Below are 18,396 nucleotides of genomic sequence, written 5' to 3' on the forward strand. Positions count from 1 at the left end.
CCCGCATGCTCTCGGCGCGGTACGCGACACCGGTCCTCGTCCTGCTCGCGCTGGCGCTGGTGCCGACGGTGGTCAACTCGTACGTCGGGCGCAAGATCGTCGAGTCGCCGGCGCTGCGTGACGCGCTGCCGGAGGTGCTCGACGGCACGGCTTCCATGCCGACCGACCGGCGCGCGACGACGATCAAGAAGGAGTTCGACAGCGAGGACTGGGTCGAGCGCGAGTTCGTCGACGCACGTGGCAGCCGCAGCGTGGTGCTGGCGGTGCGCTCGTACGACATGAAGCGCCTCTATCACCATCCGGAACTCGCGGTGTCGGAGACCGACTACGAACGGGAGTCGGTGGAGCGGGTGGACGGCAAGCACGGGCCCCTGGACGTGCACGTCCTGCGGTCCGGCGGCGGCAGCACCGTGGCGGCGTACGCCTTGCTCTTCAAGGGCCGCACGATCGGCAATCCGTACCTCTTCCAGTTGACCAAGGCGCCCGAGTTGCTGCTGCTCGGCCAGCGACCGCTCACGCTGGTGTTCGTCGAGGCGCCGGCCGGGTCGCGGAGTGAAGGCGTGGCGACGCCGGCGATCTCGCGGCTCGTCTCGGCCGTGACGGCGCTGCAGTCCTCGCCCTCCTGACCGGCCCCGTCACGGCTCGTAGGCGCCCACGGCGTGAGGCCCGCCGGAGGGCCGCGCTCGTCCGGAGCGATCGACGGTGACGGCCTCCCGCGCCGGCGCACGGAGCGCCGGGCGTGTGGGCACGAGTCGGTAGTCGTCGCGCGATGCGTCGATGAACGCTGTCGCGTCCACGGCGATCATCTCGTCCCCCAAGCCGGACGACGCCGACGACCGGAGCTGCAGCAGGTTGGCCAACTGCACCTCCGCGTTGGGCGCCTGCACGGCAGCCACCGGCACCTCCACGGCCCGACCGAACGTGGCGTGTTCGACGCGCAGCAGCGCGATGTCGTCCTCGTGCCGGATGCCGGTGCGCAGGTGGTGGAGCACCGCGTTGCGCACCGTGACGCGGGCGCCGCGATCTCCGGGGCCCCGTAGCCTGAAGCCGATCGTGCTGTGGTGCACGGTGACGCCGTCGAAGGTCGCATCGACGCGTTCCTTGATGTTGAAGGCGGCCATGTTCGGAATCAGGCCGCCCTCGAATCCCCAGGCCTCGACGTCCCTCACGTCGAGCTTCGCCCGTCGGCCGTGGCGGATGGTCTTGGTGTCGATGGCGTTCTCGCCCGGCACCACCCCGGCGGCGAACCCGTTGGCCGGCGCGTCGAGCGGTGCCAGCCAGATGCGTGACGACTCGATCGTCACCTCGGTCCATCCGGGGGCGGTGCGCCCCGGATCGAGCTGGATGCCGTCGCCGGAGAACGTGTGGATCTCGCTGCGGCGGACGGTGAGGCGCTCCACGGCGCCGGCCACCAGACCATGGGCGTCGGTCCGGCCGTGACGGGCATCGAGGCAGTGATGGATCAGGACCTCATCCAACTGCACGTCCGACGGCGCTGCCATGTCGACGCAATCGCGCCCTGCACGCCTGACCTCGACGCGGCGCATCACGAGATGGGCTGCAGGGTCGGCGACGCGCACCGCGTCGTCCGGTCCGTACTCGCCGTCGAGGACGAGGTTGTCGAGGACAAGGTACGGATGCTCGAGCGTGGCAACGCGACCGGGGGCCGTGACGATGGGACGGTGTGCCGGGTCTGCACCGCGTATCACCAGCGGCCGTGTCGGCTCGCCGCCCCGGCGTGGGCGCAGGGTCTCGTGATACGTGCCGGTCGCGATGACGACCGTGTCGCCCGGCCCGGCAGCGTCGAGCGCCTGAGCGATGGTGCCAAAGGGATGAGTCGGGTCGCCGGTGCCGGCGGTCGAGGCGGAGACATCGACATGCCAGGCGCGGCCGTCGCGGGCGGCCCGCGCTTCGGGGCCGCAGCCCGTCAGGCACGCGGCGACCAGGAGGATTGATGCCCGCCCAATGGCGCTCACGAGCCTTTGGCCCCAGTCATGCCGGTATCCTATCGTGGCCCCGCATCACCGCCGCCGCGTGGCGTGACCGCCTATAATCAGACTTTCGTCAGACCCTCCGCCTACCTCACGATGCCGTTCGCGTTCCCAACATTCAGGCACCCACCGCTGGTCACCCATGGCACCGGCGCCATCAAGTCGCTGGCTGGTGGCGACAGGTGGCCCGACACGGTGTTGTTCGTCTCGGGTGCCGCCCCGGTGCACGCGTATCTGGGCCAGGCATGGGCCAAGGCCGGACCGGCCCTCGATTCGATCCGGACGGTCATCAAGCCTGCCGGGGAACCCTCCTGGGAGATGTGTCTGGCAGCGGCGGACGTCCTCCGCAACGCCCGTCCGCGTCGGATTGTCGCAGTGGGTGGGGGAGCCGTCCTGGACGGAGCGCGGCTGGCCTGGCTCATCGCCGTCGACGCGCTGGACGCCAACGGGCGGCTCACCGAGCAGTGGCAGGAGCGTCGTCGCCACCTCGAACTCGTCCTGGTGCCGACCACGTGTGGGTCCGGCGCCGAAGCGGCGACGATCGCCGTGCTCTCCCTGGACGGACGCAAGGTGCCGGTCGTCTCGCCCGCCCTGTTGGCCGACGAGGTCGTCCTCGACAGCCGCTTCCTGTCGAGCGTTGACGAGTTCACGCTCGCGTGCTCGCTGGCCGATGCCCTGTCACATGCGTTCGAGGCGTGGATGTCCATCGTGCCTGGGCGGCTGGCCAAGGAAGCGGCGATCTCCTGTCTCCGTCTCATCCTCTCCGACGGCCAGGCGTACGACCGTCACGCACGCCTGATGGATGCCGGCTTCCTGGGCGGCCTGGCGGCCGCCCATTGCTCGGTCGGCCTGGTGCACGCGTTCGCGCACTCGATCGCGCGATTCGGCGTCGGACACGGCCACGCCAATGCGGTCGCGCTGCTGCCCGGACTCCGGAGGATGCTGGCAAGGCCCAACGCCCCGGAGTTGCTGGCGGCGATCGGCATGACGCCAGACGGCCTGCTGTCACGGGTCAGCGACCTGATTCGGCCGGCGCTCCAGCGAGAACTGCCGTCGCCTGCCGCCGCGGTGCTCGCCGATGCGCGCGATCGGCAGCAACTGGGCGAGGTCATCGTCGCCGACCCGTGCATGCGCACCTCCGCGGTGACCGCCGAAGACCTGGACATGGAGGCGTGGCTCGGCGAGATTCGCGACCGCGCTCCGGCCCAGTGTTGAACGTCTGGCTTCTGGACCGACTCGAGTACGTCGACCCGGCGCGGCTCGCGCTCGAAGACGACGATGTGAGTTGGACGTACGGACAACTGAAGGACCGCGCGCGCACGGCCGGCGGTGTCCTGGTCCGGCAATACGGACCCGGGCGATACATCGTGATCCCGATGCGGCCCGGGGCGCCCTCGGTGGCGCTCCTGCTCGGGGTCATGTACGCCGGCTGCACGCCCGTGCCGGTGGATCCCGAACTGCCACCGGCGGCGCTGCAGTACATCGTCGAGAAGAGCGGGGCGGTGGGCATCGTCGATCCTGCCCGCCCGGACCTGTGGGAGGACGGCCCCTCGGTCGACCTGGCCGGCCGCAGCGACATGCCTGCCCTGGTCCTGTTCACGTCAGGCACGACCGGACACCCGAAGGGCGTCGTGGTGTCGCACGCGAATCTCGAGCACTCCTGCAGCGCGATCAGCGAGTACCTCGACTACCCGCAGTGGAACTCCGCGGCCGTGGTGCTACCGCTGCACTACAGCTACGGCCTGGTGTCGCAGGTCCTCTGCCAGCTCTCGGTCGGGGGGCGGGTCGTCGTCTTCCCGACCATGCGCAATCCCGTGAAGGTGGCGCGGCGAGTGGAGTCGCTCGGTCTGGCCTCGTTCTGCGGCGTGCCCTCGACATTCCATGCGTTGGGCACGATCCACGGGATGACGCCGATCGCGATGCCGTCGGTGCGGGTGGTGTGCTCGGCTGGCGCCGCGCTGGATCGGACGCGGCTCGGGGTGATGCGTGACATCTTCCCGTCGGCGGTGATCTTCAACAACTACGGGATGACCGAGGCGGCCCCCCGGATTGCCTACATTCGCGACGACGATCCGCGCTTCGGGGAAGCGACCTGCGGCAAGCCGATGCGGGGTGTGGAGGTGCGGGTGGTCGATCCCGCGACCTGGCAGCCCCTGCCGGACGGCGAGGCGGGCATGTTGGTCGTGCGCGGCCCGAATGTCACCGCCGGCTACCTGAACGATCCCGAGTTGACGGCTGCCGCCTTCACGCCGGACGGGTTCCTGATCTCGGGCGACATGGCGGCGCTGCGTGACGGCTACATCTACATCAGCGGCCGGTACGACGACGTGTTCAACGTGGGCGGGGAGAAGGTGTCGCCGCTCGAAGTCGAGCACGCGGTCGCCCAGCATCCTGCGGTCGAGCAGGTGGTCGTGCGCGGGGTTGCCGACGCGCAGCGGGGGGCGGTCCCGGTGGCCTTCGTCCGCCTGCGCGCGCCGGTGACGCGCCGGGAACTGATGGCATCGGCGAGGGAGCACGTGACCCCGATCCGCATCCCGACGCGGTTCCTGGAGGTCCGCGGATTCCCGATGACGTCGAACGGTAAAGTGCAGCGGCGGCTGCTCACTGCCGATGATCCGGAGTGGGTCATCAGGGAGATCGAGTGATGTTTCTGTCGAACGTGCCGCCGTACGGCCTCGCGCCGGCCGAGAAGGCGGCGTACCTCGTGCCGCGGCTCACGGAACTGGTCTCGCACCACGAGCAGCAGTGCGCACCGTATCGACTGCTCGTGGGAGACTGGCGGCGGCACATGCACGACGAGGTGACCTCGGTCGAGCAGCTGCCGTTCCTGCCCGTCACCGCCTTCAAGGAGTACGACCTGCAGTCGGCGGCCTCGGCCGTGTCGGTGCGTTCGTCGTCGACGACCGGCCAGCAGCCGTCGCGGATCTTCATGGACAAGGTCACGCGCGGCCGGACCTCGTTGTCGGCGCGGGCGATCCTGGCCGACTTCATCGGCGAGGGCGCCAGGCCGTACCTGGTGTTCGACGCCGAGGAGGCCGTGCGAGGCGGGGCGCTCAGCGCGCGGGCGGCGGCCGTCCTGAGCCTGGCGCATTTCGCCGAGACCTTCCATTTCGTGATGCGTCTGGAGGGCGGCCAGCCGGTGCTCGACCCGGAGGCACTCGCGCGTGCCCTGGAGGCGATCGGCGACCGTCCGTTCGTCGGCTACGGCTTCACCTACCTGCTGTACCAGGCCCACGCGGCGATTGCGGCGGCAGGCGGCGGTCGGTCCATGCACGCCGACAGCGTGCTGCTGCACAGTGGTGGCTGGAAGCGGCTGACCAGCGAGGCCGTGTCGCGCGAGGCGTTCGATGCCACGGTTTCGGGCGTCTGGCAGCTCGAACCGCACCGGGTGATCGACTTCTACGGGCTGGTGGAACAGGTGGGCGTGCCCTATCCCGACTGCCGTGCGGGACTGAAGCACGTCCCCTACTGGGCTGACGTGGTCGTCCGCCGCGCCGATACGCTGGACCCGGCCGGCGTGGGGGAGACCGGGTTGCTGCAACTGGTGAACTGCCTGCCGCTCGGCGCGCCCAACCACAGCGTGCTGACCGAGGACCTGGGTGAGATCGTGTTGGAGGACGGGTGCGCATGCGGGCGGCGAGGCCGGGCGTTCGCGTTCCGCGGGCGGGCCCCGCGCGCCGAGGTCCGGGGCTGCAGCGACACGATGACGCCCCGCCGGGATGTCGCATGAGCGTCGTGCAGCAGGGCGCCGCGGCGCAGATCCGTGAATGGACGCAGGCGCTCGGTCCCAGTCGAGCGAGCAGTGCCGATCGGCGCGAGGCGCTGAACCAGCTGTCGGACGATCTGCTCGTGAACCGGGCAGGCATCCCGCCGGCGCTGGCCGCGGCAGGCGTCGCGTTCCTTGCCACGTTCCTCCGCCACTCGTCCATCGAGGCGGCGCTGGCCCGTGAGTTGCCCTCGGCCGAGGCCCTCGACCGGTTCGTGCCGGTGGGCGGGCGCAAGAGCATCCGGATTCTTCCGCGCGGTACCGTCGCGCAGTGGATTGCGGGCAACGTGCCGCTGCTGGCGATGTTCTCGTGGGCCCTGGCGTCGGTGACCGGCAACCGCAGCATCCTCCGCCTGAGTACGCGGCAGGACGACTTCGTCACCCCGTTGCTGGCCAGGCTCGCCGCCCTGTCGGAGGCCGGCGCCGAGATGGCGCGCGAGACGCTGGTGGTGAGCTTCGAGCGCGAGGACCTCGAGGCGCACGTCGCCATGAGCCGCGCCGCCGACGTGCGCGTGGCGTGGGGCGGCCTCGAGGCGGTCGAGGCCATCCGCGATCTGCCGGCCCGCTGGGAGACGGAGACCATCGTCCTGGGCCCTCGCGTCAGCCTGGCGGTGGTCGATCCGCGGGAGGTCACCGATCGATTGCTGACACGCCTGGCGATCGACGTCATCTACTTCGATCAGCTGGCGTGCTCGTCGCCCCAATGGCTGTTCGTGAGGGGCACGAGGGCCGAGGCGGAGCACTTCACCGAGCGGCTCGCCGTCGAGTTCGACAAGCAGACCCGGGCCATCCCGAGACACGTGCTCGATTACGGCGAGACCTACCGCATCCACCTGGATCGCACGCGGGTCCTGCTCGACGGCGGCACGCTGTTCCGCGACGAGCAGACGCGTTGGACCGTGTCGGTCGTCGATCGACCGCAGGACCTGGTCACGTGCGCGAACCGGTTCCTGCAGGTGATGCCGTTCGACGACTTCGCGCAGGTCCACGCGCTCATCCCGGAGAACGTGCAGACGGCCGTCACGCTGCTCGGCCCCGAGGACACCGAGACGTTCACCGAGGGCGCCGCGCGGCGCGGCGTCTGTCGCTTCCCCCGCCCTGGCGAGGGAAGCCATTTCGAAACGCCGTGGGATGGCATCCCGCTGGTATCGCGACTCACGCGCTGGGTGCTGCGCACCGACGCGCACGCAAGAGGAGAGCAATGACCGACACCGACGTGTCCACGAAGTTGAAGCAGCTGATCGCCCACCTGTTCAAGGTGTCGGTGGACGAACTGTCCGACGAGGTCGGCCCGGGCGACGTGTCCGGCTGGGACTCGCTCGGCCACGTGACGCTGATGGTGGAGATCCAGAAGCAGTTCGGCACGCACATCCCGGTCGAGGACGCGATCGAGGTCGAGTCGATCGCCGACATCGTCAGGCTGCTCGAGCGCGAGGGGTCTGCTGCGTGAAGATTGCCGGGACGATCGCGGTCGTCACGGGCGGCGCGTCGGGCATCGGCAAGGCCTTCGCGCAGCGCCTGCTCGCGAGGGGCGCCACCGTGTGGATCCTCGATCGCGACCAGGCGGCGCTGGCGCAGGCCGTTGCCGAACTGCAGCCCGACGGCGACCTGCGGCACATCCGCTGTGACGTGGGCGACGAGGCGGCCGTCGTGCAGGCAGTGCGCGAGATCGACGAGCAATCCGGCGGCGTGGACATCCTGGTCAACAACGCGGCCGTGCTCCGCGATCAGGCGCTGGTGTCGCGCCTGGGGCGGCACATACGACAGCACTCGACCGCCGACTGGCACGAGACGCTGCACAGCAACCTCACGAGCGTGTTCCTCATGAGCCGGCAGGTCGGCGAGAGCATGTTGCGCCGCCGGCGCGGGGGACTCATCGTGAACATCTCGTCGATCTCGCGCCTCGGTAACGCGGGGCAGACGGCCTACGCGGCCAGCAAGGCGGCCGTCGCAGCCATGACCGTCACCTGGTCGCAGGAACTGGCTCCCTACGGCATCCGGGTCGTGGGCATCGCGCCGGGGTTCGTGGAGACGCCGATGACCCGCGCCATCCCCCCGCTGTTCCTCGAGCAGTTGCGGGAGCGCACGCCGCAGAAGCGGTTCGGCACGCTGGAGGAGTTCAAGGAGACGCTCGAGTTCGTGATCGTCAACGATTACCTGAACGGCAAGATCCTCGAGGTCGATGGTGGACTCCGTTTCTGAGCCCACTGCGACCCCGCGCCCGCGCGGGCTGATCGGCTACGCGCCGGAGCTGATCGACGAGATTGTCGCGCTGCAATACGAGATGTTCCCGCAGCGCGAGTGGGGCCTCATCGAGCCCCGCTGGCGATGGATGTTCGAGGAGTCGGCGCGGCGCGTCGGCGTTGCGCCGATGGTGTGGGTGTACCGCGCGTCCAGCGGGGTCGTCGCGCACCACGGCGCGATCGCGGTCCGGTGCAAGGTCGGTGACCAGACGCTCACCACCGGCTGGTTCGTCGAGACGATGGTGCACGAGAAGTACCGGGGCCGCGCCGTGGGGCCGATGCTGGTGAAGAAGGCGCTCGAGGACGTGCCCTTCAATCTGTCGCTGGGACAGACGACGCAGATGCGCGAGATGCAGTTCGCCCTCGGCTGGGTCGAGGTCGCGCCGCTCCCGCTGGCCGCGCTCGCCGTACGCGGAGCGAGGGTCCTGACGGGCAAGGGCCACCCGGCCACGCGTCCGCTCGCGTCGCTGGTCCTGGACGCGCGTCGTCGCCTGGGGATGTTGCGCGGTGGAACGCTGCGCGGCGTGGACGTGGTCCGTGATGGCGCCTTTGGAGCCGAGCACGACGCGTTGTGGGAGCGAGTGGCGGCGGCGGTGCCGGTGGCGGTCGTCCGCGACGCCTCCTTCCTGACATGGAAGTACCGCAGCCAGCCCGGCCAGCGATCGGTGACGTTCGACGTGCGACAGGGCGCGCGGCTGCTCGGGACGGTGGCGTACGTCGTGCGCGAGCCCGACAGCGCGTACCGCTACCGCCGCGCGGTGGTCACCGACATCCTCGTCCCGCCGAGCGAGCCGGCGTCGGTCCGGGCGTGCGTCCGGGCGTTGCACGACGTGGCGCGCGAGGACGGCGTCGACCTGGTGTCGGTCGGCCTGCGCCAGCCGGTGATCGAGGCGGAGTTGCGGCGGCAGGGCTATCTCACGCGCCCGCCGCAGAGAGTGTTCCTGGTGGCCGGGCCCGAGGGACATCCGGTGCGCCAGTGGCTGGACGCGCCCGACGCGTGGTTCCTGAGCACCAGCGACTCGGACATCGACCGCCCATGGTAGCCGCGCCCATGGACCAGCGAGTGGCGCGGGCGGGGACACCGGCCGGCGGCCGCGGTGTCCTGATCGTCACGACGAACTTCCCCCCCGATCGACGCGCGGGCACTCACCGCCTCCTGCGCTTCGCGCGGAACCTCGACGCACTCGGCTGGCGCGTCGTGGTCCTCACGATGGATCCGCGGTCGTATCGCCCCGGAGTGCCCGTGGACGACCGCCTGCTGCGGGAGATCCCCGCATCGGTCGTGGTGGGACGCACGCGCGTGCCGTGGCGCGCCGAGGCGCCTCCCGCGCCGTCCGCAGGCACGGCGGCGGGCGCCCCGACCACCGCGCCGGCGAGGGCGTCTCGGCCGCGCGGGAGGGTCGAGCGCACCATCCGCAAGTTCTGGCAGGACCTGACCACCACGCCCGACCCGGAGCTGGCCTGGTGGCTGCCCACGGTGCCTGAGGGCGCGGCGCTCGCTCGGGCACACCGCCTCGACGTGATCCTGTCGTCGGCGCCGCCGTTCACCCCGCACCTGGCGGCTGCGGAGATCGCGCGGCGCACGAAGCTGCCCTGGGTCGCCGACTTCCGGGACCCGTGGTCACGCGCGCCATGGGTGCTCGACCAGCGCACCCGCGGGTGGACCGGGTGGGTCCACCAGCGGCTCGAGCGCATGACCATCGGCCGCGCGTCGCGCGTGGTGCTCAACACGCGGCCCATGCAACAGGACTTCATGGCGCACTATCCGCCGGCCATGGCGTCCAAGTTCCTCACGATTCCGAACGGCTTCGACAGCGAGGCCCTCGAGCGTGGGCTGCGGCCCGTGGCGCGGACGGCTCCGGCCTCGACGCTGGTCCTGTGCCACACCGGCAATCTGTACCAGGCGCGCGATCCCCGGCCGTTGTTGCGGGCCCTGGCCACGGTGCTGACCGACGGCTCGATGCCCGCCGATGCCTTCCGCCTGCAGTTGGTCGGCGGCGCCGGCGGCGAGTTCGATACGGCCAACGAGGTGGCGCGGCTCGGCATCGCGCACGCCGTGGAGTTCGTGCCGCCCGTGTCGCACGGCGAGAGCCTCGGATACCTCCGGGCCGCCGACGTCCTGCTCGTCGTGCAGCCCGACACGGCCGTGCAGGTGCCGGTGAAGCTTTACGAGTATCTGTGGGCCCGCAAGCCGATTCTCGCGATGGCCTCAGCCGGCGCCGTCGCCGACCTCGTCACCGACGGGAAGGTCGGCATCGTCGTCGCCGCCGACGACGATCGCGCGATTGCGGAGGCGCTCCGCGAATTCCAGCGTCGCCGCGCGACGCTGGGGGCCGACTACGTGGCGCCGGCTGCCTTCCTGGAGCAGCTCGAGGGCACGACGTTGACCCGACGGTTGCACGACGTGCTGATGGACCTCACCGCATGAGGAGGCCGGGCGCGCGCGAGGCCGTGTGGCTGACGGCGACGGGCGCCGTCCTCGCGTCCGGGGTCGACGGCGTGCTGCTCGAACTGCAGCGTGGATTCTTCTCGGGCGGCTTTCTGGCCCGCGACGTCGCGACCACCTGGGCTGATCGCGCGTGCTTCCTCGTCGGCTCACTGGCCGTCGATGCGACATGCGCCGGTTTCGGCGTCGGGCTCGCCCTGTGGCTGGCTGGGCGGATGCGCTGGGGTGCCCTGGCGCGCCGCCTGCTCGCCGTCGGGTTGGCCGCCGGCCCGCTCGTCCTGGCGAGCCTGGTCCAGTACCAGATCCTGGCCCGTCTCGGCGACGCGTTCGACATCGGGCTGATGTTCGATCTGGTCGGGCGCAAGCCCTCGGAACTCCTCGCGGTGTCGTCGGCCCAGTTGCTCCTGCCCGTCGCCCTCGGGATCGCGCTGGTCGCCGGGTGCGGCTTGCTGCTGCGCGTCCTGAACAGGCGCTGGCCAGGCGGCGTCCTGGCCGCGCCGGGTTGGCAGCTGCTGGTGGGCGCCCTGGCGTGCGGCGTGCTGCTGGTGGCGGGGAGCACGTGGTTGCGCGTCAGCAGCGACGTGCAGGACAACGGGCTGCGCCGCAAGCCCGCCGGGCAGGTCGTCGGCACCCTGGTGACGTGGGCCAGCGACGTCGATCGCGACGGGCACGGCCTGCTGGCCCGACCGGCCGATCCGGCGCCCTTCGACGCGCGGATCTACCCGTACGCCATCGACATCCCCGGTAACGGGATCGACGAGGACGGGATCGGCGGCGACCTGCCCGTCATGGCGCGCGCCGGCAGCACTTCGCCGCCGGCGGTGACGTTCACGCGCACGCCGCCCGTCCTGGTCGTGTTCCTCGAGACGTTCCGCGCCGACCTGCTCGGGGCACGCGAGGGTGCGCGAGAGGTCACGCCGGTGCTCAACGCCCTCGCCGCTGCCGGGGCGTCCACCGTACAGGCCTTCTCCCACAACGGCTACACGGTGCAGTCGCGCTACCACCTGTTCACGGGCGCGCTGGCGGGGCGCGTGCCGGACGGGACGCTGCTCGACGACTTCGCGCGGCGCGGGTACGACACGGCCTATTTCTCGGCTCAGGACGAGTCGTTCGGCGGCCGGGCGTACGACATCGGCGCCTCTCGCGCGACGCATTTCTACGATGCCCGCCAGGACAAGGCGCGGCGTTACACCAGGTTCGCGACCGCCGGCAGCCTTGGCGTCTCGACCGAGGTGGTGCTCGAACGCGTGACGACGTATCTCGGCACCCGCGCGCGGACTCGGCCCCTGTTCCTGTACGTGAACTTCTACGACACGCACTATCCGTACTGGCACGACGGCCTGCGGCCGCTGCTGTCCGACGTGCGCGTCGCCCAGGGCGACATCGTCGACGCGCGCGCAGACGACGTGCGACGGATGTACCGGAACACCGCGGCCAACGTCGACGCCGCGATCGGTCGCCTCCGCGATCTGGTGCGCGTCCACGCCGGCGAGGAACCAGCGATCGTGGTGCTGGCCGACCACGGCGAGAGTCTCTTCGAGGACGGGTACCTCGGGCATGGCTATGTGCTCAACGATCAGCAGACCCGCATTCCCCTGATCGTGTCGGGCCTGGCCCTCGCGGCGTGCGAACCGGTCGGGCAGGCCGACCTGAGGGGCGCCATCCTCGAGGCGCTCGCGGCCGCGCCGGCGTCGGCCGTCAGGCCGGCGTTCCGCGCCTGCCCGGGGCACGCGGTCTTCCAGTACCTCGGGACGATCGGCCGCCCTCGCCAGATCGGGTTCGCGCGTGCCGGCGGACGCATCGTGTATGACATCCGCGAGCAGCAGGTGCGCCGTGACGAGGGCGCCTGGACCCGCGTGGACGCCCTCACGGGGGAGGCGCGCGCCGAGTGGCTGGCGCTCGTGCAGTACTGGGAGCGGCTCCGCGTCGCCGGCGTGCCCGCCGACGGAGGGGAGTCGTGAGCGCGACCCGGCCGCCGATTCGCGTCCTGCACGTGATCCATCACCTCCAGCCCGGAGGAATGGAATACGGGCTCATCAAGATCGTGAACGGACTGGTGGGCAGCGGGGTCGAAAGCACGATCTGCAGCACGACCACCGCGAACCCGACGATGCGCGCGCTGCTGCATCCTTCCGTTGGCCTGATCGAGCTGACTCGCCGGCCCGGCAACGACCCGCGGCTGGTGTGGCAGTTGTACCGGACGTTCCGGCGGGAGCGACCGGACATCGTGCATACGCACGCGTGGGGCACCCTGGTCGAGGGGTTCGTCGCCGCCCGCCTCGCTCGCGTCCCGGTGGTCATGCACGGCGAGCACGGCACGCTGCAGCTCGGGGCGTCGCAGGTGCGGGTGCAGCGCTGGATCTGGCCCCGCGTCGACGTGCTGCTGTCGGTCTCCTCGCGACTGGCCGAGCGGATGGCGGCCACGGTCGGCATCCCCCTGGAGCGGGTGACGGTGGTGCGCAACGGCGTCGATTTGTCGCGGTTTGGCACCACGCCGCGCGCGGCGGCCCGGCACGCCCTCGGCGTGCCCGACGATCTCGTGCTGATCGGCCACGCCGGACGGCTCGTGCCGGTGAAGGATCAGGCGGGGCTGGTCGAGGCTGCGGCACGACTGAAGGCGCAGGGGCTTGCCTTCCGGGTCGTGATCGCGGGCGACGGACCGCTGCGTCCCGACCTGGAGGCGCAGATTGCGGCGCTGGAGGTCGGTGAGTGCGTGCACCTGCTCGGGCACCAGGCAGACGTCGAGCGGTTGTTCGCCGCGCTCGACGTGTACGTGCTGTGCTCCCGCTCGGAGGGCATGCCGAATACGATCCTCGAGGCGATGGCCAGCGGCGTGGCCGTCGTGTCCACCAGGGTTGGCGGGGCCGACGAACTCGTGGTGGATGGCGAGACCGGCTGCCTGGTACCGCCGGCGCAACCGGCGGCCCTGGCCGACGCCATCGGCCGGCTGGTGAGCGATGCTTCGGCGCGAGAGCGCATGGGCAGGATGGGGCGGCAGCGCGCCACGACGACTTTCGGATTGCCGACCATGATTGCGGGATACGAGGCGGTGTACGCGGGGGCGACGCGATGAGGCGGCAGGCATGCTGACAGCGCTGGCCGCATCGGCGGCGGGGTTGCTGGCCGCGCACGAATTCCTGGCGCGTGGCAGCGGTCGCGGGGGCGGCGCCTGGCGCTGGGCGCGCCGCGGGGTCCTGTTGCTGTTGCTGGTGGTGACCGCGATTGGCGCCGACCGTGCCGGCCTGCAGGCGCGCCTCGGGCACCTGGTGTCCCGGGAACGGGAGACGCGCAGCCCCGTGCTCGATGGCACGGGCGACCCTTTCCTCGTCAGGCAGGCCGAGGCGCAGGTGCCGGTGCACCCCTATCCGGAAGGACGTGGTCGCGAAGCCATCGAGGCCTGGCAGCGGGAGACGCGCGATGCCGTGCGCGCTCGCGCCCGGTTCGCCGTGGCCGCCGACCAACCCAGCGAGGTGACCGTCGTCTCGCGTGAGGCGGTGGGGGACGTGACGCGCACACTGGTGACCTTCCGGGCCGCTGATGGCACGCCGCTGCCCGCCTTCGTGCACGAACCGACCCGCGGTGGCCGGCGGGCAGGCATTCTCGTCGTGCCCGGGCACGGCCGCGGCGCCCGAGCGACCGCCGGGATGGTGGGCAAGGACTACCAGCACGGCGCTGCCCTGGAACTGGCCCGGCGGGGCTTTGTGACGATCACCCCGGAACTGCGGGGGTTCGGTCTTCTGTCATCCACCGGCGCGCCGATGCACCGGGCGGTGGCGGCCACGGCGCTGCAGAGTGGCACGTTCTACAAGGCCGTCGTGGTGGACGATCTGGGGCGCGCGTTGACGGTCCTGTCGCGATGGCAAGGCGTCGACCCGGCCAGGCTCGGCGTTGCTGGTGCATCGCTCGGCGGCGAGATTGCCGTGATGCTCGCGGTGGTCGACGACCGGGTGCGCGTCGTGGCGAGCCAGAGCTACGGTGGTGACACCGGTCCGGCGCGGGTGGCCGGCAACGATGACGACGAGGCGGAGCAGACACCTCACGGCTGCCACACGTTCCCGGGCATCAACACGCTCTTGTGGCAGGAGGATTGGTTCCGGCTCCTGGCTCCGCGAGCAGTGCTGGTGAGCCGCGGACGCACGAACACGCCGCGCAAGGCCGACGCCTTCAAGGTGATCGTCGGCCGGGCGTACGCCGACGTCGGGCAGGCGGATCGATTCACGTTCGCCGTCGAGCCGGGCGGGCACGAGTTCTTCGTGGAGCCGGTCGCGGCCTTCTTCGAGCGGTGGTTGTGATGAGGACACCCGAATCCGGACGCACCCCCTGTCCCGCCCCGGCCGCGGGGGATCCCTGAATGGCCGCCAACCCGTCTCCGGGCCCTTGGCGCAGGGCGACCGCATCCCTGCGCGTGCTGCCGGACTTCGTGATCATCGGGACACAGAAGGGCGGTACGAGTTCCCTGTACCAGTACCTGGCCATGCACCCCGATGTCCTGCCGGCGTTCAAGAAGGAAGTGCACTACTTCGGCTGGGAGTATGCCCGCGGCCCACGCTGGTATCGAGCGCATTTCCCGCTGGCGTGGGCGCGCGACGCGCACGCGCGACGGTTGGGCACTCCGGCGGTGACGGGCGAGGCGACGCCGTACTACCTGTTCCATCCACACGTGCCCGGCCGCATGCATGCGCTGGTGCCCGAGGCGAGGGTGCTGGTGCTGCTGCGTGATCCCGTGAGCCGGGCGTTGTCGTCCTATCGTCACCAGGTGCGGCAGGGACGCGAGACGCGTCCGCTCCTGCAGGCGATGACCGAAGAGCACGCGACGCTGGCGGGCGAGGTGGCGCGCCTCGAGGCCGACCCGTTGTACAAGGGCGAGGCGCACCGGCACTTCTCCTACGTCTCGCGCGGCTTCTACGCCGACCAACTGGAGCGCTGGTTTGCCGTCTACCCGCGGGAGCAGATTCTGGTGCTGCGCAGCGAGGACTTCTTTCGCGAGACGGCGTCGGTGTACGCCCGGGTCGTCGAGTTCCTCGGGCTGCGGCCCTGGGCGCCGTCGGCGTTCACTCCGTACAATGTGGCGCGCAGCCAGGCACTGCGCGTCGAGCCCGACGAAGCGGCGACACGGGCCTGGCTTGCCGCGACGTACGCGCCGCACAACGTGCGGCTGGAGTCGATGCTGGAGCGCAATCTCGGGTGGACGGCACCGTGACGCAGGCAGGCGGCCCCGGCCAGGGGAAGGGCAGGGGAAAGAAGAAGCAGCGGGAGACGTACGGCAAGGTTGCCAAGAAGGGCGCGGCGTGGTCGGCCATTCGCCAGGGCGGCCACGAACTGATGGCCGTGCCGTTCTCGATGGTCATGGCACGCCTGCTCACGCCGAAGGAGTTCGGCGTCGCCGTTGCCGCGTCGTTCTTCGTCCTGCTGTCGGCGCGCCTGATGCAGTTCGGGTTCGGGGCCGCCCTCGTGCGGGTGAAGGAGGTGCGAGAGGAGCACACGTCGTCGGTGTTCCTGGTGAGCCTGGGAACCGGCCTGGTCAGCTATGGCGTCCTGTTCCTGTGCGCCCCGGCCATCGGGCGCTTCTTCCAGAGTCCACAGTCGGGAGAACTCGTGCGCGTGGCGGCGCTGAGTTTCGTGCTCAGCCCGTTTGGCAGCGTGGCCAGCTCCATGCTCACCCGTCGCATGGAGTTCCGGGCGATCGCGCTCGCGGACTGGACCGACAGCCTGGTGGGCTCGGTGACCACGATCGCCCTCGCGCTGGCCGGGTGGAGCTACTGGAGCATCGTGTACGGGCAGGTCGCGGCCACCGGACTGCGCGTCCTGTTGCAGATGTACCTGGCCCGGTGGCGACCGTCGCTGCGTTTCTCACGGGCCGCCCTGCGTGAACTGCTGTCGTACGGCCTGGGTGTCCAGACCAAGCGGTTGCTCGAGTACGCGGCGGCCAACCTCGACAACCTCGTCGTCGGCCGCCTGATGGACATGGCGTCGCTCGGCTTCTACGACAAGGCCTTCAGCACGATGGGGCGGCTGGTCAATCGCCTGACGCTCGGACAGGCTCCCTTCCGGATCTTCTCGATCATCAACGAGGATCGCGAGCGCTTCCAGCGTGCCTACGAGCGGTTGATCCTGAGCGTGACCATGCTGGGCTACCCGGCCCTCACCGTGTGCATCGTCGTCGCCGGCCCGCTGTTCGACGTGCTCTACGGTCGGCGATGGGCCGCCGCCGTGTTGCCCTTCCAGATTCTGTGTGTCGGCGGCGCACTGAAATTGCTGAACAACTACGGGAGCCAGGCCAACGAAGCGCTTGGGGGAATCTGGCGGCAGGCGAGTCGGCAGGCGATCGGGACGGTTCTGGTCGTGGTCGGCGCCTATGTCGGGACCCGCGCCGGCGGCATCGCGGGGGCCGCGCTCGGGGTGACGGTGGCGACGGCGGTGCTCACGTTGAGCATGCAGGCACTGGTACGCCGCGCCCTCGGGCTGTCGTGGCGCGAGCTGTTGCGCCCGCAAGTGCCCGCGGTGATGTGCTCCCTCGTGCTTGCCGCGGTGTTGATGCTTGCGCTCCGTGGCCTGGCCCGCGTGGTGCCGCACGCCTCGTCGCTCCTGGTGCTCGCGATCACGCTGGCGTTGGCGGCCGGGGTCTTCGTGCTCTTCATCATCGGCAGTCCCTATGGCAGCCTGCGAGCGCTGGTCCGCGAAACCGCCGAGGATCTCCTGCCTGGGCGCCTCGCCCTCATCGTCGGCCGGGTCGTGCCTTCTCCGGGAGGCGGGCAGTGACGGCACCGACGCCCGGGGTCATCCTGGCACTCGCGCCCAACCCGTGGGAGGGGCCGTGGATGAATCGTCAGCAACTGCTCTCGCGCCTTGGCGTCGGCCGCACGATCCTGTACTCGACCGGCGTGCCGCAGCGCGGGCGCCGCAAGGGGCCCGCTGGTGGGGTGGGTGGCCGTGTGGTGCGGGCCGACCATGTCTACCTCGATGCGCCGCCCTCGTGGCTGCTGCGGCCGAACCGCCCGGCCGTGGCAGGGGAGCTGGTCGACGCCATTGCCGCGCGTCGGTTGCGTCGCCTGGCCCGCGAGCTGGGGACAGGGCCAGTGCTCACCTACGTCTTCCACCCGAAGTTCTGGCCGCTGGCGCGTCGCATCGGGGGCGATCGACTCGTCTTTCACGCGTACGACCTCTATCACCTGCAGGGGAAGCAGACCCATACGTACGACCGCGAGGAGCAGGCACTGGCCAGGGCCGCCGATCTCGTGATCGGATCCTCCACGCCCATCGCGGAGTACTTGCGGACCATCAGTGGGCGCCACGTCGAGACGCTGGACAACGCCGCCGACTATGCGGCGTTCTCGGCACCGCCGCTCTCGTGGGCCGAGGGGCCGCCCGACGTGGCCGCGCTGCCGCGGCCGCGCGTCGGGTACACTGGCGCCCTCAACCGGAAGGTCGACTTCGAACTCCTGGCCGACCTGTCGGCGCGCCGCCCCGACGTGCAGTTCGTCCTGATCGGGCAGATGGGTCGGCTCGATGCGGTTGGCGAGTCCGCCGCCGCCAGCTTGCGCCAGCGGACCAACGTTCATTGGCTCGGCTTCAAGTCGCCAGCGGCGTTGCCCGGATACATGGGCGCGATGGACGCCAACCTGATGTGTTACCGGGCGAGCGGCGAGGCGTGGACCGCCGGCATCTACCCGTTGAAACTGCACGAGTACCTGGCGGTCGGGCGGCCGGTGATTTCGACCGACCTGCCGACCGTGCGCCCGTTCGCGGACGTGATTCGCATCGCGACCTCGCCCGACGATTGGGCGTCGGCACTGAACGAGGCGCTGCGCGACGGGGGCACGGGCACGCCGGAAGCCCGGCGCGCTCGGGCTCGCGACAACAGCTGGGATGCGCGCGCGGCGCAACTCGGCGCATGGATAGACGATGTCATGGGACGGCGGACCGAGACCTCCTCGTCCGCCCGCTGAAGGA

General features: G+C 70.7%; 16 protein-coding genes. 15 read left to right on the top strand and 1 reads right to left on the bottom strand.

Annotation, left to right across the window (positions count from 1 at the left end):
- Window positions 1-5 precede the first annotated feature (5 nt).
- Complete coding sequence (locus TBR22_RS11905; RefSeq protein WP_370651517.1) at window positions 6-626, top strand: exosortase-associated EpsI family protein; 621 nt, start codon at window positions 6-8, stop codon at window positions 624-626.
- Window positions 627-635: 9 nt separating this feature from the next.
- Here TBR22_RS11905 and TBR22_RS11910 read toward each other — a convergent pair whose 3' ends face one another.
- Entirely contained in the window at window positions 636-1,976 is a 1,341-nt protein-coding gene (locus TBR22_RS11910; protein ID WP_239493207.1) for a hypothetical protein, read from the bottom strand.
- A gap of 111 nt (window positions 1,977-2,087) precedes the next feature.
- Here TBR22_RS11910 and TBR22_RS11915 point away from each other — a divergent pair, with 111 nt between their 5' ends.
- The 14 genes from TBR22_RS11915 (at window position 2,088) to TBR22_RS11980 (ending at window position 18,392) form a co-directional block, all read left to right on the top strand.
- Window positions 2,088-3,206 carry an iron-containing alcohol dehydrogenase gene (locus TBR22_RS11915; RefSeq protein WP_239493208.1) on the top strand — a complete coding sequence of 373 codons (1,119 nt, stop codon included), beginning with the start codon at window positions 2,088-2,090 and terminating at the stop codon, window positions 3,204-3,206.
- A complete protein-coding gene (locus tag TBR22_RS11920; protein WP_239493209.1) occupies window positions 3,203-4,636 on the top strand; it encodes a class I adenylate-forming enzyme family protein in 1,434 nt (477 codons plus the stop codon). Before TBR22_RS11915 ends, TBR22_RS11920 begins: the two co-directional genes overlap by 4 nt.
- The gene (locus TBR22_RS11925; protein ID WP_239493210.1) at window positions 4,636-5,721 is read left to right on the top strand and encodes a hypothetical protein; all 1,086 of its coding nucleotides are present in this window, start codon (window positions 4,636-4,638) and stop codon (window positions 5,719-5,721) included. Before TBR22_RS11920 ends, TBR22_RS11925 begins: the two co-directional genes overlap by 1 nt.
- Window positions 5,718-6,962: an acyl-CoA reductase gene (locus TBR22_RS11930; RefSeq protein WP_239493211.1), complete on the top strand. Its 1,245-nt coding sequence runs from the start codon at window positions 5,718-5,720 to the stop codon at window positions 6,960-6,962. Before TBR22_RS11925 ends, TBR22_RS11930 begins: the two co-directional genes overlap by 4 nt.
- Window positions 6,959-7,207 (top strand): acyl carrier protein, encoded by a 249-nt coding sequence (locus TBR22_RS11935; protein WP_239493212.1) that lies wholly within the window; start codon window positions 6,959-6,961, stop codon window positions 7,205-7,207. The genes TBR22_RS11930 and TBR22_RS11935 overlap by 4 nt, the downstream gene beginning before the upstream one ends.
- A complete protein-coding gene (locus TBR22_RS11940) occupies window positions 7,204-7,959 on the top strand; it encodes an SDR family NAD(P)-dependent oxidoreductase (protein ID WP_239493213.1) in 756 nt (251 codons plus the stop codon). The genes TBR22_RS11935 and TBR22_RS11940 overlap by 4 nt, the downstream gene beginning before the upstream one ends.
- Entirely contained in the window at window positions 7,943-9,043 is a 1,101-nt protein-coding gene (locus TBR22_RS11945; RefSeq protein ID WP_239493214.1) for a GNAT family N-acetyltransferase, read from the top strand. The genes TBR22_RS11940 and TBR22_RS11945 overlap by 17 nt, the downstream gene beginning before the upstream one ends.
- The gene (locus tag TBR22_RS11950; RefSeq protein WP_239493215.1) at window positions 9,037-10,428 is read left to right on the top strand and encodes a glycosyltransferase family 4 protein; all 1,392 of its coding nucleotides are present in this window, start codon (window positions 9,037-9,039) and stop codon (window positions 10,426-10,428) included. The genes TBR22_RS11945 and TBR22_RS11950 overlap by 7 nt, the downstream gene beginning before the upstream one ends.
- Window positions 10,425-12,407, top strand: a complete 1,983-nt coding sequence (locus TBR22_RS11955) for a sulfatase-like hydrolase/transferase (RefSeq protein WP_239493216.1) — start codon at window positions 10,425-10,427, stop codon at window positions 12,405-12,407. Before TBR22_RS11950 ends, TBR22_RS11955 begins: the two co-directional genes overlap by 4 nt.
- Window positions 12,404-13,519 (top strand): glycosyltransferase, encoded by a 1,116-nt coding sequence (locus TBR22_RS11960; protein WP_239493217.1) that lies wholly within the window; start codon window positions 12,404-12,406, stop codon window positions 13,517-13,519. Before TBR22_RS11955 ends, TBR22_RS11960 begins: the two co-directional genes overlap by 4 nt.
- Window positions 13,520-13,529: 10 nt before the next feature.
- The gene (locus tag TBR22_RS11965) at window positions 13,530-14,738 is read left to right on the top strand and encodes a dienelactone hydrolase family protein (RefSeq protein WP_239493218.1); all 1,209 of its coding nucleotides are present in this window, start codon (window positions 13,530-13,532) and stop codon (window positions 14,736-14,738) included.
- Between the two features lie 113 nt (window positions 14,739-14,851).
- Entirely contained in the window at window positions 14,852-15,646 is a 795-nt protein-coding gene (locus TBR22_RS11970; RefSeq protein ID WP_239493219.1) for a sulfotransferase domain-containing protein, read from the top strand.
- A complete protein-coding gene (locus TBR22_RS11975; RefSeq protein ID WP_239493220.1) occupies window positions 15,631-17,205 on the top strand; it encodes a lipopolysaccharide biosynthesis protein in 1,575 nt (524 codons plus the stop codon). Before TBR22_RS11970 ends, TBR22_RS11975 begins: the two co-directional genes overlap by 16 nt.
- Window positions 17,202-18,392, top strand: coding sequence for a glycosyltransferase (locus TBR22_RS11980; RefSeq protein WP_239493221.1), 1,191 nt, complete (start codon window positions 17,202-17,204; stop codon window positions 18,390-18,392). Before TBR22_RS11975 ends, TBR22_RS11980 begins: the two co-directional genes overlap by 4 nt.
- The last annotated feature ends 4 nt before the right edge of the window (window positions 18,393-18,396 follow it).

Origin of the sequence: Luteitalea sp. TBR-22, assembly GCF_016865485.1 — a bacterium.
Taxonomy (GTDB): Bacteria; Acidobacteriota; Vicinamibacteria; order Vicinamibacterales; family Vicinamibacteraceae; genus Luteitalea.

What these genes read in the sequence shown, in the direction of transcription:
- TBR22_RS11905 (WP_370651517.1), top strand. Translation starts at nt 6, where the DNA reads ATGCTCTCGGCGCGGTACGCGACACCGGTCCTCGTCCTGCTCGCGCTG.
- TBR22_RS11915 (WP_239493208.1), top strand. Translation starts at nt 2,088, where the DNA reads ATGCCGTTCGCGTTCCCAACATTCAGGCACCCACCGCTGGTCACCCAT.
- TBR22_RS11925 (WP_239493210.1), top strand. Translation starts at nt 4,636, where the DNA reads ATGTTTCTGTCGAACGTGCCGCCGTACGGCCTCGCGCCGGCCGAGAAG.
- TBR22_RS11930 (WP_239493211.1), top strand. Translation starts at nt 5,718, where the DNA reads ATGAGCGTCGTGCAGCAGGGCGCCGCGGCGCAGATCCGTGAATGGACG.
- TBR22_RS11935 (WP_239493212.1), top strand. Translation starts at nt 6,959, where the DNA reads ATGACCGACACCGACGTGTCCACGAAGTTGAAGCAGCTGATCGCCCAC.
- TBR22_RS11950 (WP_239493215.1), top strand. Translation starts at nt 9,037, where the DNA reads ATGGTAGCCGCGCCCATGGACCAGCGAGTGGCGCGGGCGGGGACACCG.
- TBR22_RS11955 (WP_239493216.1), top strand. Translation starts at nt 10,425, where the DNA reads ATGAGGAGGCCGGGCGCGCGCGAGGCCGTGTGGCTGACGGCGACGGGC.
- TBR22_RS11965 (WP_239493218.1), top strand. Translation starts at nt 13,530, where the DNA reads ATGCTGACAGCGCTGGCCGCATCGGCGGCGGGGTTGCTGGCCGCGCAC.